The sequence below is a fragment of the Parasphingorhabdus sp. genome (assembly GCF_059726685.1).
Genome location: NZ_AP041068.1, coordinates 3053048 through 3070491 on the forward strand (window position 1 = coordinate 3053048; position 17444 = coordinate 3070491).

Consider the following 17444-nt stretch of genomic DNA (forward strand, 5'->3'; position numbering starts at 1 on the left):
TTATGCCACCAGACCAAAGCACAAAGGGTCAGATCGACCCGCCGATGATCCCGACGCTAAAGCGCTTCCTGCCTTATTTGTGGCCAAAGGATGAGCCGGCTTTGCGCGTGCGCATTGTCATTGCCGGATTGCTGGTGCTCTGCGCCAAAGCAGCCGTTCTTTCCATGCCCTTTGCCTACAAGGCGGTTGTCGACGGGATGACCGCCGGAACCGAGGCGGCGCTCACCGTGCTGCTCGCTTTGGTCGCTGCCTATGGACTGGCGCGCTTTGGTCAGGTGATGTTCGACAATCTGCGCAACATCGTCTTCGAGAAAGTCGGACAGGAAGCCGCGCGGCGTCTTGCCACAAATGTCTTTGCGCACTTGCATCAGCTGTCGCTGCGCTTCCATCTGGGTCGACGCACTGGCGAGATTACGAAAGTCATCGAACGGGGAACGAAGAGTATAGACATCATGCTCTATTTTCTGCTGTTCAACATCGCACCGACATTGATCGAGCTGATCGCGGTGCTGGTCATTTTTCAGGTGAAATTCGGCTTTGGTCTGGTCGCCGCGACCGTGGCGATGGTTGCCATCTATATCACCTTCACGCGCAAGGTCACCGACTGGCGTAATGCCCTGCGTGCGGAAATGAATGATATGGATACACGGGCGATTGGCCGTTCCGTCGATGCGCTGCTTAACTACGAGACTGTGAAATATTTTACCGCCGAAAAACGTGAGGGCGAACGATATAACCGGGCAATGCAGGATTGGGCCAATGCGGCGGTCAAATCGGAAAATTCTCTGGGCATGCTCAATATCGGGCAATCGATCATCACCAACCTGACCATGTTCGGGGCGATGAGCTACAGCGTCTATGGCTGGAGCCATGGACAGCTTACGGTCGGTGACCTGGTACTGGTCAACGCGCTCCTGATGCAACTGTTCCGGCCGCTGGATCTGCTGGGTATGGTTTATCGCACCATCCGTCAGGGTCTGGTGGATATGGACGCGATGTTCAAACTGATCGACACCGACCCCGAGATCACCGACAAACCAGGTGCAACGACACTGAATGTCAGCACCGGCCAAGTGGCATTTGAGGATGTCGCTTTTGCTTATGATGAGGACCGCGCCATCCTTCATGGCCTCAGCTTTGAAGTACCGCCAGACGGGACATTGGCAATCGTCGGACCGTCCGGCGCGGGTAAATCCACCCTCGCGCGGTTGCTGTTCCGCTTTTATGATCCGCAAGCCGGACGGATACTGATTGATGGTCAGGATATTTCCAATGTCACCCAGAACAGCCTGCGCGGCGCCATTGGTATCGTGCCGCAGGACAGCGTGCTGTTCAACGACACGATCGGCTATAATATCGGCTATGGCCGCGAAGGCGCGACCCAGGCGGAGATCGAAGAAGCGGCGCGTGGTGCCGCGCTGGATGGCTTTATCGCCAAGCTTCCTGACGGCTATGACACGCAGGTCGGCGAGCGCGGTCTCAAACTGTCCGGTGGTGAGAAACAGCGCGTAGCCATCGCCCGGACCTTGCTCAAAAACCCGCCCGTGCTGATATTGGACGAGGCAACATCGGCGCTCGACAGCCGCACCGAAGACGAGATTCAGGCGACACTCGCCAAAATCTCGGAACGCCGCACCACCCTGATCATCGCCCACCGGCTATCGACCATTACCCATGCGGACGAGATTATCGTTCTCAACGAAGGCCGGATTGCAGAGCGTGGCAATCACCGTGCACTGCTTGCCGAAGAGGGTCTCTATGCGGAAATGTGGCAAAGACAGGCAGAAGATCGCCAGTTGGAACAGGTTCAAGTTTAAGCGGTTGTGCTCCGCACTTGATGCGGAGCCTGGAGTAGACGGGCGTAACAGCCATCCTGGGCTCCGCATCAAGTGCGGAGCACATCACGCGCAACCCATCACTCCACTTCCAGTTTCCGCCACGCCAGATCGGCAAATTCGCATAGCAGCGGTCTTGTCTCCCGCGGGTCGATGATATCCTCGACGCTAAACTGTTCCGCCGTGCGGAACGGGGATGTCACCTGATTGAGTTTGGCCTTGATCTCTTCCAGCCGGGCCGCTGGATCCTCAGACGCTTCAATGTCTGCCTTGTAAGCAACCTCCAGTCCGCCTGCGATCGGCAACGACCCCCAATCGCCACTCGGCCAGGCAAAACGATATTGGAAATTTTCCGCATTGGACATCGCGCTGCCCGCAATACCGTAGGCCCGCCGCACGATGATGCTGGCCCATGGCACGGTTGCTTTATAGACCGCGTTCATCGCCTGCACGCCATAGCGGATCGTGCCGGTGCGTTCGGCATCTTCGCCAATCATGAAACCCGGATTGTCGACCAGATGTACCACCGGCAGACGGAACTGGTCCGCCAGCTTTGCAAAACGCTCAACCTTTTCCGATGACTTGGCTTCCCAGCTACCACCCAGAAAACTGGGGTCATTGGCCAGCACCGCCACCGGGTAACCATCCAATCTCGCAAAGGCCGTAATAGCCGCCCTGCCCCAGCGTTTGCCCATCTCGAAAACCGATCCCTTGTCAAAAACCGAGTCCATGATCTTGCGCATGGAATAGACTTGCTTGTCACCGCGTGGAACAGCGGAGAGCAAGGCTTCATCGCGGCGGCTGGTCGGATCGCCAGTAACCACCCGTTCGGCCCGCTGGTTGATACTGCTCGGCAAGTAAGACAGGAATTTGCGCGCTGTGGCGAAAGCTTCGGCCTCGCTGCCAACCTCCTCATCAACAACGCCATTTCGGGTGTGAATCTCGCTGCCGCCCAGTTCTTCCTTGGTCAGGTTGTCGCCAATTGCGGCGGCAACAGCGGGGCCGGCGGCAAATAGTTGCGACAACCCGCGCACCATGATTGAGTAGTGACTCGCCACAGTCCGGGCAGCGCCCATACCTGCTGTCGGTCCTAGCGCCAGCGCCACGACGGGTACTGTTTCCTGATTTTTGATAATATCTTCCCAACCGGGCACTGCAGGGACATAGGTAAAGCCCATATCCTCCAGCGATTTGACGGAACCGCCACCGCCGGTGCCATCAATCATGCGGATCATGGGGATGCCCAGCGTATGGGCCATTTTCTCGCATTGGGTAAACTTGCGGTGCAACGCTGCATCCGCCGCGCCGCCGCGAACCGTGAAATCATCAGCGCTCGCAACCACCGGTCGCCCTTCGATATTGGCACGGCCGAAAATCAGATTGCTTGGTGCAAAACCCTCAAATTCCGCTTTTTCGTTATAGGTCCCGCGCCCGGCAATCTTGCCGATCTCGCGAAAACTGCCTTCATCGACAATTCCGGCTATCCGCGCCCGGGCATCAAGCTTGCCGCGCCCATGCTGGCGAGAGACTTTCTCCTCGCCACCCATTTTTTCTGCGAGCCGCTGCCGCTCGCGCAGCTCTTCAATTTCCGGTTTCCATGTCATGGCCTCGGTTTAACCGAGTGGTTAAGTGAGGGGAAGCAGGAATCTACTCTTGTTGCCGATAAGGCAAGTCACCGAGCGCCAACCCAAAGAATCAAAGCTCTTTGGACAAATTTCACATACAAAGTTTCTACATCAATACAGTTCCGGATGGCTTATATCTTTGATCTCAGACAAGAGTCGCTTGCAGTCTTTGTACAAATGTTCAAAGTCGTTCCGGTCAGTATTTGGTTCGACCCAGTCGCAAGAATTGTACATGTCTCCTAACCATTCCGGAAATTGATACAGGTCTTCGATTGGACCAATCATACGACACAATTCCCATGGTTTGCATTCTTCGTTGATATATTCTTGCAGCCGTTTCATCCAAAATGAGATAGCGATTGCTTCTCCCTCTCGGCTTTTCAAATCAAAGTCCGGGTAAGTACGATCAACAAACTGCTTCAAAAGTACTTCCACACGTTCAAGTTGATCCCGCTGTTTTTGGTTCAAAGAAACTATCTCAAACAGCTCCTGACAGTCATCCGTATCAGTTCCAGAATCTATAGAATCACTGATCTTTTGGATGGCTTGGCGTGCGTGGTAATACCCAATGTAGATAGCCACATAGACCCGCACTATCGGGTCAATGGGGCCACTTTCGTTCACTCCTCATCGCCATATATCGACACGCTCATAGCGCCATCGCTCGTCGCGCGGCCGCGGTACATGCCCGGTGTGTTGAAGCTATAACCCGCCTGGCCCCAAGGCGTGGCGAATATAATGCCACCGGTGCCGCCAATCCCCCCGAGTTCCGCGATCACATCATCGGCGATTTCCTGCACTTCCGCGTCGTCCAGGATAAATTCGCTAGCATGGATCAAGTAACTATAGTTGCCGTCCTTGTCCTTCGGCACCGTGGTCTGCGCCTCTTCGATCGCGGTGGGGAAGCGCATTCGGATGCGTGTGCAGATTTCATGGGCAACACCCAACCGGATAAAATATTCACCGGCACCGGTCGCTGATATCGCGCAGCTGCGATTGTCAGCATAGGTGCCCGCGCCAACTACCGGGCTGTCACCAATCCTCCCCCATCTCTTGCCAGTCATCCCGCCAGTGCTGGTGCCGGCAGCCATATTGCCTTTGCTGTCCATCGCAACGGCCCCGACGGTACCGAATTTATAATCGACATCAGTGACGCTTACCTGCTTGGTCAACACGTCTTCTATCTGTTTGAGACGACGCGGCGTGGCATAATAGTCTGGCGTCACCTGCTCCAGGCCCTGTTCACGGCTGAACTGGTCGGCGCCCTTGCCGGACAGCATGACATGCGGGCTGTTATCCTTGACCGCCCGGGCCAGCAATATCGGGTTCTTCGTTGCTGTGACACCGGCGACGGCGCCAGCAGACAAGTCGCTGCCGTCCATGATGCTGCTATCCAGCTCGTTGGTCTTGTCCCAGGTGAAAACCGCGCCTTTACCGGCGTTGAAATTGGGGTCATTCTCCAGAAGCACTATGGTTGCGGTAATTGCATCCATCGCGCTGCCGCCGGCTTTCAGAATTCTGGATCCTTCGGCCAGTGCCTTGTTCAAGGCAGTCCGGATTTCTGCGTCTTTTTCAGGTGTGATCTTTTCACGCTCAATCGTCCCGGCACCGCCATGAATGGCAATGGACCAGTTTACTTCCCGATCCGTTTGGGCTGACGCACTGTTGCTGAGGGCCAGCGCGGCCATCGTTAAAACCGGTGCGATAATTGCGAATTTGAACATGATGCGGTTCCTTTTGGCAAAGGTTTAGCACCAATAATCAGAGCCGCAACCATTGTGATATGGTCAATGCGCCACCAAAAATTACCATGGTATTTCGCGCCCGCTATAATCATGAAACATTCCCGTCTGCGCATGATCAAGATTATCGATTACCTCGCGCATTCCGCTCACACTTTCCTGTGGGGTCAAGTCGGCATGAGGACCACCCATATCGGTCTGGACCCAGCCAGGATGCATCATGGTGAGGGTCAGTCCTTCGTCCTTCCACTGGTTGGAAAGCGACTTCCATGCCTGGTTCACCGCCGCCTTGCTGGAACGATAATACATCATCTCACCGCTGTCATTTTCAGCAATACTGCCGACCTGGCTGGAGATCACGACCATCTTCTTGTCATTTGACTTGGCAACATTGTCTTTGAGCGCATTGGCAAGCTTTACCGGCGCGACGACATTGACGTTGAATAGCTCCAACCAGCCATCGCGATCAAATTCCTGCGGACCGAAAATACCGGCATTGTTAATGTAAAGGTCAACCGGCTGGTCGCCGAGTTGGTTCATGAAACTTGCGACACTATCGTCATCTGCCGCATCCAGTTGCATCGTCTTTGCATTGTTGATCGCGTTCAGCTCTGTGGCTTTTTCCGGTTCGCGCGCCGTGCCGATGACGTCCCATCCATTGTCTGCATATTGTTTGGCCATTTCCAGCCCAATGCCGCGATTGGCGCCGGTTATCAGAACAGTTCCCATGATTATTTCCTCTATAATATTGTGCTTTTTTGGGATGAAGACGCAATCGCCCCTCGCACCAGCGGTATGAAACCGCTATATAGCATGGAACGAGCAATATTGTGACAGGTTCCCATCATCATGACAGCCGATAATCCCTCCCTGCGTCCGTGGCGCGATATAGAGCGCCGCAAGAGCCGCCAGATCATGGTCGGTGACGTACCGGTGGGCGGGGACGCGCCGATTACCGTGCAGACCATGACGAATACGCTGACGAGCGATCCCAAGGCGACGATTGATCAGATCCGCCGTTGCGAAGAGGCGGGCGTCGATATCATTCGTGTGTCCTGCCCCGATGTCGAGAGCACGACCGCGCTGAAACAGATTGTCCGCGCCAGCCGGGTGCCGATTGTGGCGGATATTCACTTTCATTATAAGCGCGGCATCGAAGCCGCCGAGGCGGGCGCCGCCTGCCTGCGGATCAATCCTGGCAATATCGGCAGCGCGGAACGGGTCAAAGAGGTGGTCGATGCGGCAAAGGCCAACGGTTGCGCGATCCGGATCGGGGTCAATGCCGGCAGTCTGGAAAAGGACCTGCTCGAAAAATACGGCGAGCCTTGTCCTGAGGCGCTGGTCGAAAGCGCGCTCGATCATATCAAGATTTTGCAGGATCATGATTTTCACGAATGTAAGGTTGCGGTCAAAGCGTCAGACGTGTTTTTAGCCGTCGCCGCCTATTCGCAGCTAGCTGATGCGGTGGATTGTCCGCTGCATCTGGGCATTACCGAGGCAGGCGGCCTGATTGGCGGAACGGTCAAAAGTTCGATCGGCATGGGCAACTTGCTCTGGGCCGGTATTGGCGACACGATCCGGGTGAGCCTGTCGGCCGAACCGGAAGAGGAAGTTCGAGTCGGCTATGAAATGCTCAAAGCGCTGGGCCTACGCACCCGCGGCGTCCGTGTCGTGAGCTGCCCCAGCTGTGCGCGGCAAGGCTTTGATGTGATCCGCACTGTCCAGACTTTGGAAGAACGCCTGCAGCATATCCGCACTCCTTTGTCGCTCTCCGTTCTCGGCTGCGTCGTCAACGGCCCCGGCGAAGCGCGCGAGACCGATATCGGCATAACCGGCGGCGGCGCGGGCAAACATATGGTGTATCTGTCCGGCGTGACCGATCATCATGTCGCTGATGGCGATATGGTCGACCATATCGTGAAGCTGGTCGAAGCCAAAGCGGCCGAGATCGAAGCGGCGACGGAACAGGTGGAAGCGGCGGAGTAAACACCGGCTCTCGCTACTTGAGACTCAAGCCCGCTTTTTCCCGCTGATCAGATACGCCATGTCCCAAGCGATCGGGCTAGATTTCTGACGCTCGGCAACAAGGCGCTCCTTTAGACCCTCGGGCTGGATCGTTTCCCGGTCCGCAACACCGGCATCGACCACCCTCGCCACCAAATGATCTGCGAGATCTTCAATCCCTTGATCTCTCGCCGAACCCAGCATGATCATCTCGGCGCGATAATGATCAACACCAAGACCCACTAGATCGAAAAGTTTCGGAAGGTCGAGACCCATCGTGATCGTTCCCTTTTCTGCTGCAATCATACGCCAAAGCCAGTCATGAGCCTGTCGATGCTGGGGTATCGGCCCCGCCGCAAAGGGCATACCGGTCGCACTATGTTCCTGAAAGATCATCAACCCATCCGGTTTGAGCAAAGCAGCCAATCGCGTGAGCGTTTCTTCTGCGTCCGGCAAATACATTAATATCCGGCGACCGACTATGGCATCGAACGGCTCCCAGTCCGGCAGGCTGCCGGAAAGATCAACATTCTCATAAGCGATGTCGACTTGGCCTGGTTCAGCGGGCTGATCTTTTGCTTCTGCTAGCCGATCCTCACTGCTGTCAACTCCAAGAGCATGACCATTCTTCCCGACCAACTCAGCCAGTTCGCGCGTTAAAAGGCCATTCGCGCAGCCGATGTCAAGAACCCGCATGCCCGGTTTCAAACCGGCATCGCGCAAAAATCGAGATGTTGGAGCGTTGCTTGGATTAATCATAGGCACCCCCTGCTAAATGTTATGTTATAACATATTGTTATTTATTTCTAGTTCAAGTGGCTTTTGGCTTGCAACGATACGTGAAGAGGTTGAAAATAACTGACACAGGGGGCCAATCAATTATTAAGTCTGGAACCTATGACGAACACCCTATTCGGCTTCGCCAAAATCACCCCAAAATCCGAACACCGTGCCGACGCGCAGAATGCTATCCTGGCCATTGTTGAGGAAACTCGTGCAGAACTCGGATGCATCGAATTTACCGTTCTAACGGATGCAGATCAGGGACACATCTTCCTCTATGAAGAATGGCAGAATGAAGCAGCCCTGAAAGAGCATCATAGCAAGCCATATACCAAGGCGGTGATGGATAATTATGATAATTGGCTGGCCGAGCCTTTGCGGTTTGAAACGATGATCAAGCTTATGTGACTGGCTAGGCGCTTTTCTCGCTCAGCGGTTCGGCCTCTGCAGTTAGCCAACTCACAATGTCCAAGAGATGTTCCGGCTGAGAGTCGTTAACGACCTGCCCCGCCAGATCAGCCAGCGACACTGCGGCCAAACTGTCTCGAAACGCCTGCTCTGCAGAAGCAAAGGCAGCGGCGATCTGACAGGGCCGTTTGCAGTCTTCGGGTTTCAGACCACATGGGCCGTTTTGACGAATTTCGGTGCACCGGAATGCTGGACCTTTCCCATCAACTGCGGCGGTAATATCCCATAGCGTAATCTCGTCAGCCGGTTTGGCGAGGCGATAGCCGCCATGCGCGCCGCGTGATGTTTGCGTGATCCCGGCCTTGCTTAAGGCTTGTAGCTGCTTCGCCAAATAGGGCGCTGGCACTCCATGATAGCGCGCCAGGGCTTCCGCCTTCAGACCGCGACCGGGGGGAAGGCCATTTAGCAACGCGGCGGCGTGCGCCGCCCATTCAACACCCTTGGAAATCTGCATCGTCTACCTGTTTTCTTCCCTTATTCCGATACTTCATATCCGAATAAGATCCCCGCGGCAATTTCCCGGCTTCATATTGACAATATTTCTTATTCGGATATTTATTATCTGAATTAAAAAGACTCAGATAGGGAATTTGTCATGCAAACCGGAAAACCCGACTTTCTCGACAGGCTAGCGCAACTACTGGTCCTCACCGTTGGCATAGGCTCATTGTTTTTCGGGATGTTCATGATCATCAGTCCGCTCGACTGGTACACCGCGATCCCTACCGTCATCACCACTGGCCCGCCGAACAAGCATTTCATTCGCGATATCGGGATTGCCTATGCGGCCTGTGGAATCATCTTGCTCTATGCTGGGGCCAGTTTGCACATGCGCTGGCTCGGCGCGCTGGCCGGGGCCTTGTGGCTCTCCTTGCATGGCGTTCTACATATATACGAGGTGTCAGTCGGCATCTGTTCGCCCGCGATTTTCTGGGCTGACGCTCCCGGTGTACTGGGTCCGCCGCTGCTCGTGTTGATCGCAGTCGCTATTCTATTCTTTCGTCAGCGCATCGTGCCAGCAGGCGTGCCCGACCGTCTCTTTTTGGCGATGGTAGATCGGATATCCCCCGGCGAAAGCGCCTATATCCACGAGGTCGCCAGTGCGCCCGGACACATGCTTGAGAAGTTCAAACATTTCATGCCCGCAAGCAATCACCGTTATGAAGCCAGTGCAGACCTGTTATCTGCCACTCGAATTGGTGCGGTTCTGGTTGAGGATTGCGGACCCTGCGCAATTACCGCTGCGCAAGGGGCATTGGCGGAAGGATTGCCGAGAGATCAGGTCAACGCCATGCTCTCCGGCAAGCTGTCCGGTGAAAACAAGCTGGCTTTTGATTTCGGTCAGGCCATTGCGCGGCAATCTGCGGAGGCGGATGAGCTTGGGCTACGCATCGAACAGCAATTCGGGCGCGGCGTCCGGCGGGAGCTTGCCATGGCTGCGGCGATGGTCAGGGCTTATCCGGCCATGAAGCGCGGTCTTGGCCTCACGACCGCATGCTCCCTCACGCCGCTGGAAGTTTGATTGCCCTCCTGCTCTTTAGTCCCTAAGAAATTGGATGAATCCAGCGAAGGGACTTTCATATGGCGCAGGCCGAAACGGATTATCTGATTATCGGCAGCGGTGCTGTTGGCATGGCCTTTGCCGATACATTGCTTGAAGAAAGCGACGCGCATATCACCATTGTCGATCGGCACGGAAAACCGGGGGGACATTGGAATGACGCTTATCCGTTCGTGTCCTTGCACCAGCCATCCGCCTTTTACGGGGTGAACTCGACCCAGCTAGGCAGCGGTGAAATCGATACGACCGGCCTCAACAAAGGCTATTATGAGCTGGCGACCGGCGCTGAGGTGAACAGCTATTTCGAAAAAGTCATGCATCAGAGATTCCTGCCCAGCGGACGGGTAAGCTATCATCCAATGTCCGACTATCTGGGAGATGGTAAATTTGTGTCCTTGCTGTCGGGCAAGGAAACCCAGATCAATATCCGAAAGAAAACGGTAGACGCGACCTATTATGGCACCACCGTGCCATCCACCCACACACCGAAATTCGAGGTGAAGGATGGCGCCAAGATGATCCCGCCCAACGCCTTGCCCCAGCTTTGGCAGAGCGCAGGGCCACTGCCCAAGAAATTCGTCATCCTGGGCGCTGGCAAAACCGCAATGGATGTCGGCGTCTGGTTACTGCGCTCCGGCGCGAACGCGGATGATATCGTCTGGGTCTGTCCGCGCGATAGCTGGTTGCTCAATCGCAACAATACCCAGCCCGGTCAGGAATTTTTCCACCAAACAATTGGCGGTCAAAGAGATTTGATGGCCGCTCTGGCGGCGGCAGAAACCGCCGACGATCTGTTCCTGCGTCTCGAGGCCTGCGGCGTGATGCTACGGATCGATTCGGAAGCCAAGCCAAGCATGTTCCACTATGCCACCATCTCGCAGGGTGAGGTCGATATCCTGCGGCAGATTAAGAACGTCGTCCGCATGGGTCATGTCGAGACCATCGATCAGGGCGGTATGCATCTGAAAGAGGGCGACTATCCGATGCCGGCAGAAACCCTTTACATTGATTGCACCGCCACTGCTGTCGAACGTCGCCCCGTTGTACCGCAATTCCAAGAGGGGCTCATCACATTACAGATGATCCGCGTACCGCAACCGGCTTTCAGTGCGGCGCTGTCTGCGTTTCTCGAAGTCACTTATGATGATGACGAGACTAAAAACCGTTTGGGACAGCCGATCCCCCTGCCCGATGGCATTGATACCTATCCCGCCGCGACGATGGTCAATATGATGAACCAGTTTCAATGGTCGCAGGACAAGGTCGTCAACAAATGGATTACCCAGAGCCGGCTCGACGGTTTCGGCAAAATGATTTTCGGCGTGTCCCCCGATGATGAAGAAAAAATGGCGATATTGGGCGAGTTCAGGACCAATGCCATGGCCGCGATGGGCAACCTGCCGAAACTCATGGCTCAGGCAGATGGATAAGATGTTGAGACATTTTTTCTTTGCTGTCGGACTATCGTTGGCAGCTCCCGGTCTTGCTGCGCCGAGTGCGGATGGTTCTGTGGCAGAGCATCCTGAAGCCAAGCCATATGAAAAGAACGCCAAGGCATCGCAAGATGTCGATGCCGCCCTTGCCCGCGCCGTGGCGGCAGACAAGCGTGTGCTGCTCGTCATGGGTGCGAACTGGTGCCACGATAGTCGCGGGCTTGCCGGATGGTTTGAACAGCCGCGCTTTGCCGAAATGCTGAAAACCAAATATGAAGTCGTCTATGTCGATGTCGGCCATCGTGATCGCAATATCGACATTGCCCAGCGATTTGGCATTGAAAAGATCAAAGGCACCCCAACCGTGCTGGTCCTCTCTTCACAAGGCGCTTTGCTCAATCCGAAATCCGCACCCACTTGGCGAAACGCTGCTAGCCGCGATGAAGAAGAAATCTTCTCTTATTTTGATCAGTTTACGCCCGAACTGTGATAGTGAATCAGAGATAAATGGGAAAACAGGTGCCGCGCGCGTTGATCTATATTTTTATTGTAATCGGGCTGATCCTATTGGCTCTCATCTTCATGCCGCTGAAGCTCGCGGTCAGCATGGCGGGATTGGAGGGATCGAAATTTTCGGCGCGGGAGATTAGCGGCAGTATCTGGAACGGTCGCATCGAACAGGCACGGCTTGGTCCGCTTGCATTGGGTGATCTCGACGCAGGCGTGCAATTTTTCCCCCTGCTTACCGGCAAGATAAAACTGAATCTGGAACGCCCTGCCACTGCCGGAGACACCGGGCTTACGGCTACGATCGGGAAACAGGGTTCAGCGCTGCTGGTGGAAAATGCCACGACGATCTTACGCGTCGGAGAAACACTCGCGCCCCTGCCCGCTTCCGATATCTCGCTGGATAATATCAGCGTCGCCTTTGCCGGTGGCCGCTGTCAGTCGGCCAGCGGCAAGGTGCGGCTGTCGCTTGATGCGAATATTCCGGGACTGGATTTAAAACAGGGTCTGCTCGGCAATGCGATGTGCGAGGACGGCGTGCTCGTCCTGCCGCTTACCAGCGGATCGGGCATGGAAGAATTGACGATGAAGCTTGAGGGCAATGGCTTTTATACCGCGCGACTATTCCTAAATGGGAATGACCGCGCTTGGACGTTGTTACTGCCAACGTTGGGTTTTCGAAAAGTCCCAAGCGGCTATGCGATTAAAGTGGCCGGGCAGCTGGGGCAAAAGAGGTAAGTGATGAACAAAGCCGTGAAATTTTCGATTCTTGATCTATCGCCGGTGCCGCAAGGGGCGGATGTCAAAACCGCACTGGATCGCTCGCTTGCGCTGGCACAGCATGGTGAAGCGCTTGGCTTTGAACGGTTCTGGATGGCGGAACATCACGGCATGGCCGGGATTGCCAGCGCGGCGACTTCGGTTGCACTCTCCCATATTGGCGCAGGCACAAAGACTATCCGCATCGGCGCCGGCGGGATCATGCTGCCCAATCACGCGCCGATGGTGATTGCCGAACAATTCGGAACGTTGGAGGCACTGTTCCCCGGCCGGGTCGATCTCGGCCTTGGCCGCGCACCGGGTTCCGACCTGCGGGTAGCGCAAGCCATGCGGCGCAATCTCAACACCGACCCAAATCAATTTCCGCGCGACGTCGTCGAACTCCAAGCGCTGCTTGAAGGAGACCCGGCACTCGGCATTCAGGCAACTCCCGGTGCAGGCGCGAAAATCCCGCTTTATATATTGGGCAGCAGTCTGTTTGGTGCGCAGCTCGCAGCGGCCCTCGGCCTGCCCTATGCCTTTGCGTCTCATTTTGCACCGCAAGCGCTGGACGAGGCGCTCGCCATTTATCGCCGAGATTTCAAACCATCCGCGCAGTTGGCGGAACCTTATGCGATGTGCGGTTTCAATATCTTTGCCGCCGACACGGATGACGAAGCAGAGCATCTGGCAACCTCGATGATGCAGAGTTTTGTAGCACTGCGCACCGGCAATCCGGGCAAACTCCCGCCGCCGGTCGAGGGCTATCGCGAAAGCCTGCCACCCCAGGCTCAATCGATGCTCGCCCAGATCATGCAGGGCAGCGCAGTTGGCGCACCTGATGCTGTATTAAGTGGCGTCCGGGCGTTTCTCGATCGGACACAGGCGGACGAGCTGATCGTCTGCGGCTCGATCTTCGATCAAGCCGCTCGCGAGAAGTCCTATGGACTGGCCGCCCAAGTCCGCGACCTGATCGCCGCCTAGAAAGCCGAGAAAGGCTTGTCCTTGTCGACCCGCACATCCTGCGGCAGTCCAAGCACCCGCTCCGCGATGATATTTTTCAGGATCTCGTCGGTGCCGCCCGCAATCCGCAGGCCAGGTGCCCACATGAAGCTTTCCTGAAAAATTGCATCTGCTGGCGCATGATCCTTGTCGGAGATAATTCCATAATGATCCTGCATCTCGATCGCGCTGTTACAGATATCCTGCAAATGGTTCGCTGTGATCACCTTGCCGATGGAGTTTTCCGGCCCCGGTGTTTCGCCCTTGGACAGAGCTGTCTGCGTACGGAATTTGGTCAGCTTATAACCCTGCGCCGCAACATACCAGTCAGCCAATTTCGCGCGGAAAGCCTGATCACTCATCGATCCGGATGACCGGGCATAGTCCATAATCTCAGCCCAATCCGGTCCCGGTGAACCGCCAACTGCAAGCCGCTCGTTCATCAGCGTCACCAAAGCGACTTTCCAGCCCATTCCCGGTTCGCCTAGCCGGTCGCTGTCGGGAATACGAACGTCGGTGAAATAGACCTCGTTAAATTCGCTGCCGCCTGATGCCTGATGGATCGGGCGCACATCGACGCCTTCCTGCTTCATGTCGACGATGAACATCGTCAGGCCCTTGTGCTTGGGCACATCGGGATCGGTCCGCACCAACAGGATGCCATAGTCCGAATAATGCGCGCCAGAGGTCCAGACCTTCTGGCCATTAATCAACCAATCATCGCCATCCTTGACTGCTTTGGTTTTCAGGCCAGCGACGTCGGATCCGGCAGCGGGTTCGGAGAAAAGCTGGCACCAGATTTCCTCGCCGAACAACGCCTTTTGAACATAGCGCTGTTTATGTTCATCCGAACCGAAAGCAATCACGGTCGGAACACACATGCCAAGACCGATGGCAAAGGGCCCAATTGGTGCATCAAATTTGGATTCTTCCTGATTCCAGATGACCTGTTGCATTGGCGATCCTCCGCGACCGCCAATTTCCTTCGGCCACGTAATCTGGGCAAACTGGTTCTCGGCTTTGACCTTTTGCCAGTCCTTCGCACGCTTCAGATAGTCTTCACGCCGGCCGGAACGGATCGCGGCTGCTTTTTTGGGTTCAAGATGCTGGCTGAGAAACGCGTTGGCCTCGGCCCGGAATGCCGCTTCTTCTGTTGTATCTGTAAAATCCATCTTCTTGTCCTTCTCGGGATATTGTCTACTAAGCCGCGTTTTTCGCTTCGAGCGCGGAAACCAGTTTCTCTTTCCATACCGCCGGGCTGCCCGCCTGCACCGCCAGCAGTTTGGCGCGGCGATAATAGAGGTGGCAATCCACCTCCCAGGTAAAGCCCATGCCGCCATGGGTCTGGATATTCTCTTTGCTGGCAAACCAGAAGGCTTCTGATGCAGCCACCCGCGCCGCAGCCGCAGCTTCCGGCAATTCTGCCGCATCGGTAGACAGCGCCCATGCCCCATAATAGGCATTGGAGCGTGCCACTTCATTTTTCACGTAAATATCGGCCAGCTTATGCTTGATCGCCTGGTTGCCGCCAATCGGACGACCAAAGGCATGGCGTTCCTTGGCATATTCGGTCGCCATTTCCAGGCAGCGTGATGCGCCGCCTAACTGTTCAAAGGCCAACAACACCGCCGCCCGGTTCATCACCTGATCGAGAACCGTCATGCCGTTGCCGCTTTCATGGCCCAATCGAGCTCCAGTGGCACCATCCAGTTTAATCTCGGCATGGCTGCGGGTTGGCTCAATCGTCTTGAGCGCATTGCGGGAAACCCCGTTCTGATCCAGCGCTACTATGTATAAGCCAGTGCCGCTTCCTTCTTTCGCCAGCACCACGGCATGAGTCGCAACATCGCCATCGGTCACCGGTACTTTCGTCCCGGACAGTGTGCCATCCTTGGCAGTTGTTTGGACCGATGAGGCGGAGAGAGCACCGGGGCCTTCCGTGGTCGCCAGACATCCGACAATGCTGCCGTCTGCCACTTTCGGCAAAAACTCGGCTTTCTGCTCGTCGGTTCCGGCCAGCTTGATCACCTCGGCAAAGAAATAGGCAGACGATCCGAACGGCACCGGCGCCAACACACGGCCCAGCTCTTCCGCAATCACACAGAGTTCCAGCATGCCCAGGCCAAGCCCGCCAAATTCCTCTGGAATGGCGGCACCGAGCCAGCCCATTTCAACAATTTTCTGCCAAACCTCGTCATTATGGCTGACATCGTCATCATCCAGCACAGCGCGCACATGGGCGCTGGTGCACTGGGCCTCAAGAAATTTGCGCGCTTCATCACGCAGGAATTTCTGATCATCGGAGAAATCAAAGTTCAATCTACCAGCTCCTTAAAACTTATTTTCGCGGCGAACAGACACAGCAAATCATCTAACGAATCACTGCTCTAGCTAATTGTCCGAATAGGCCTGATCGAAATTAATCAGTCAATTAAATTCCATAGCCAAAATTTTGCTCTTTCCTACAAATAACCAAATAGGTTATTTCTTGCGCTCAACCTCTGGAAAGAAAGATGCTGCCATGGATATCGACACATTGATCGACGACGTCATTGCCATAGAAGGCGATTATTCCAATCATCCCGCTGACCGCGGGGGCCCCACCCGCTGGGGCGTCACTGAAGCGGTCGCGCGCAGCCACGGTTATGCTGGTGACATGCGGCATTTTCCCTACGACGAAGCCGTCGCCATATATAAACGCAGATACTGGCTGCGTCCGTCATTTGACAGAGTCAGCGCACTGGCCCCGCGACTGGCCGGGGAACTGTTCGATACCGGCATTAATATGGGGCCCGAGATTGCAGCCCGTTTCCTGCAGCGGGCGCTTAATGCGCTAAACCGCAACGGCCAGGATTTTGCCGATATCGCAACCGACGGCCAAATCGGTCCGAGGACAATCGGCGCCCTACAGAAATTCCTGGCGAAGCGCGCCGATGGCGGCGAGGCGGTTCTATTGAAAGCCGTCGAGGCTTTGCAGGGCGCACGCTACATAAAACTGGCTGAACAGCGCCCGGCCAATGAAGCATTTCTCTATGGCTGGCTCTCCCATCGCATGGGTTGAAAACCCGGCCGGCCTCCCCTTCTGCAATATAAGGAATCAGAACCATGTCTTTACTCTCGACCCTCGTCGGTCCCATTTCAAAAATTATCGACAAGATCATTCCCGACAAAGGTGCCCGTGATCGCGCAATGCTGGAGCTGCTCAAACTTGAAGGCAGCCAGGAGATGGAGCAGCTTCGCATCCAGATGTCGGCGATACTAGCCGAGGCCGGATCTCCCGACCCTTGGACCAGTCGCGCGCGGCCCAGCTTTCTCTACGTCATGTATATATTGCTGCTCTGGTCATTACCCATGGGTTTAATCGCGGCAGTCAGGCCGCAAGCGGCCCATGATATCGCCAATGGCATGAACGCTTATCTTACTGGTATTCCAGAGCCCCTATACGCCTTATTTGGCACCGGCTATCTTGGCTACACTATGGCGCGGCAATGGGGAAAAATCCGAGGTGTGGAGAAATAGGCCGAGAAATCAGAAGTGAATAGACGAAGAATCGGGCAGATTAACCGCCTGATTTCTGTGCAATTAACTATTTGAATGCCCAAAAAAGCGACAATTTCAGCCATTTTCTAGGATATCGCACAAATAGGCTTGCCATGCCTATATCTTTGCAGATAGAGGGGAAAGTCTAGTTCATTCCAAAGGGGATATTTTAAATGTCTAACGAA

General features: G+C 55.4%; 18 protein-coding genes. 10 read left to right on the forward strand and 8 right to left on the reverse strand.

The features are described from left to right. Window positions 1–2 precede the first annotated feature (2 nt). Complete coding sequence (locus tag AC6I9Z_RS15020) at window positions 3–1817, forward strand: ABCB family ABC transporter ATP-binding protein/permease (protein ID WP_461456640.1); 1815 nt, start codon at window positions 3–5, stop codon at window positions 1815–1817. Between the two features lie 98 nt (window positions 1818–1915). On the opposite strand, the gene AC6I9Z_RS15025 is transcribed toward AC6I9Z_RS15020, so the two are convergent. The 4 genes from AC6I9Z_RS15025 to AC6I9Z_RS15040 form a co-directional block, all read right to left on the reverse strand. Further along, window positions 1916–3439: an acyl-CoA carboxylase subunit beta gene (locus tag AC6I9Z_RS15025; RefSeq protein ID WP_461456642.1), complete on the reverse strand. Its 1524-nt coding sequence runs from the start codon at window positions 3437–3439 to the stop codon at window positions 1916–1918. Between the two features lie 132 nt (window positions 3440–3571). After that, window positions 3572–4084, reverse strand: coding sequence for a hypothetical protein (locus tag AC6I9Z_RS15030; protein ID WP_461456643.1), 513 nt, complete (start codon window positions 4082–4084; stop codon window positions 3572–3574). Continuing rightward, window positions 4081–5184, reverse strand: a complete 1104-nt coding sequence (locus AC6I9Z_RS15035) for an isoaspartyl peptidase/L-asparaginase family protein (protein WP_461456645.1) — start codon at window positions 5182–5184, stop codon at window positions 4081–4083. The genes AC6I9Z_RS15030 and AC6I9Z_RS15035 overlap by 4 nt, the downstream gene beginning before the upstream one ends. 81 nt (window positions 5185–5265) lie before the next feature. Further along, entirely contained in the window at window positions 5266–5931 is a 666-nt protein-coding gene (locus AC6I9Z_RS15040; RefSeq protein ID WP_461456647.1) for an SDR family oxidoreductase, read from the reverse strand. Between the two features lie 120 nt (window positions 5932–6051). On the opposite strand from AC6I9Z_RS15040, the gene ispG reads away from it, so the two are divergent. Beyond that, window positions 6052–7188, forward strand: a complete 1137-nt coding sequence (gene ispG, locus AC6I9Z_RS15045; RefSeq protein WP_461456649.1) for a flavodoxin-dependent (E)-4-hydroxy-3-methylbut-2-enyl-diphosphate synthase — start codon at window positions 6052–6054, stop codon at window positions 7186–7188. Window positions 7189–7212: 24 nt separating this feature from the next. Here the strand turns inward: ispG and AC6I9Z_RS15050 are convergent, their stop codons facing one another. Beyond that, window positions 7213–7965, reverse strand: a complete 753-nt coding sequence (locus AC6I9Z_RS15050; protein WP_461456651.1) for a class I SAM-dependent methyltransferase — start codon at window positions 7963–7965, stop codon at window positions 7213–7215. 138 nt (window positions 7966–8103) lie between these two features. Here AC6I9Z_RS15050 and AC6I9Z_RS15055 point away from each other — a divergent pair, with 138 nt between their 5' ends. Beyond that, window positions 8104–8397, forward strand: a complete 294-nt coding sequence (locus AC6I9Z_RS15055; RefSeq protein ID WP_461456653.1) for a putative quinol monooxygenase — start codon at window positions 8104–8106, stop codon at window positions 8395–8397. 4 nt (window positions 8398–8401) lie between these two features. Here the strand turns inward: AC6I9Z_RS15055 and AC6I9Z_RS15060 are convergent, their stop codons facing one another. Then, a complete protein-coding gene (locus tag AC6I9Z_RS15060) occupies window positions 8402–8911 on the reverse strand; it encodes an RrF2 family transcriptional regulator (RefSeq protein ID WP_461456655.1) in 510 nt (169 codons plus the stop codon). A gap of 141 nt (window positions 8912–9052) precedes the next feature. Here AC6I9Z_RS15060 and AC6I9Z_RS15065 point away from each other — a divergent pair, with 141 nt between their 5' ends. Genes AC6I9Z_RS15065 through AC6I9Z_RS15085 form a run of 5 tightly spaced genes read left to right on the forward strand, consistent with a single transcriptional unit; the run spans window position 9053 to window position 13701 of the window. Further along, the gene (locus AC6I9Z_RS15065) at window positions 9053–9979 is read left to right on the forward strand and encodes a hypothetical protein (RefSeq protein ID WP_461456657.1); all 927 of its coding nucleotides are present in this window, start codon (window positions 9053–9055) and stop codon (window positions 9977–9979) included. 59 nt (window positions 9980–10038) lie between these two features. Further along, window positions 10039–11448 carry an NAD(P)-binding protein gene (locus tag AC6I9Z_RS15070; protein WP_461456659.1) on the forward strand — a complete coding sequence of 470 codons (1410 nt, stop codon included), beginning with the start codon at window positions 10039–10041 and terminating at the stop codon, window positions 11446–11448. Between the two features lies 1 nt (window position 11449). Then, entirely contained in the window at window positions 11450–11941 is a 492-nt protein-coding gene (locus tag AC6I9Z_RS15075) for a thioredoxin family protein (protein ID WP_461456661.1), read from the forward strand. A gap of 17 nt (window positions 11942–11958) precedes the next feature. Further along, complete coding sequence (gene gspN, locus AC6I9Z_RS15080; protein WP_461456663.1) at window positions 11959–12696, forward strand: type II secretion system protein N; 738 nt, start codon at window positions 11959–11961, stop codon at window positions 12694–12696. A 3-nt stretch (window positions 12697–12699) separates the two neighbouring features. Beyond that, entirely contained in the window at window positions 12700–13701 is a 1002-nt protein-coding gene (locus AC6I9Z_RS15085) for an LLM class flavin-dependent oxidoreductase (RefSeq protein WP_461456665.1), read from the forward strand. Here the strand turns inward: AC6I9Z_RS15085 and AC6I9Z_RS15090 are convergent. Together AC6I9Z_RS15090 and AC6I9Z_RS15095 are read right to left on the reverse strand one after the other, a co-directional pair. Beyond that, a complete protein-coding gene (locus AC6I9Z_RS15090; RefSeq protein WP_461456667.1) occupies window positions 13698–14891 on the reverse strand; it encodes an acyl-CoA dehydrogenase family protein in 1194 nt (397 codons plus the stop codon). The two genes, AC6I9Z_RS15085 and AC6I9Z_RS15090, sit on opposite strands and share 4 nt — an antisense overlap. Window positions 14892–14919: 28 nt before the next feature. Next, complete coding sequence (locus AC6I9Z_RS15095; RefSeq protein WP_461456669.1) at window positions 14920–16038, reverse strand: acyl-CoA dehydrogenase family protein; 1119 nt, start codon at window positions 16036–16038, stop codon at window positions 14920–14922. 202 nt (window positions 16039–16240) lie between these two features. On the opposite strand from AC6I9Z_RS15095, the gene AC6I9Z_RS15100 reads away from it, so the two are divergent. After that, window positions 16241–16780 carry a glycoside hydrolase family 108 protein gene (locus tag AC6I9Z_RS15100; RefSeq protein WP_461456671.1) on the forward strand — a complete coding sequence of 180 codons (540 nt, stop codon included), beginning with the start codon at window positions 16241–16243 and terminating at the stop codon, window positions 16778–16780. Between the two features lie 44 nt (window positions 16781–16824). Further along, a complete protein-coding gene (locus tag AC6I9Z_RS15105; RefSeq protein WP_461456673.1) occupies window positions 16825–17238 on the forward strand; it encodes a holin family protein in 414 nt (137 codons plus the stop codon). The last annotated feature ends 206 nt before the right edge of the window (window positions 17239–17444 follow it).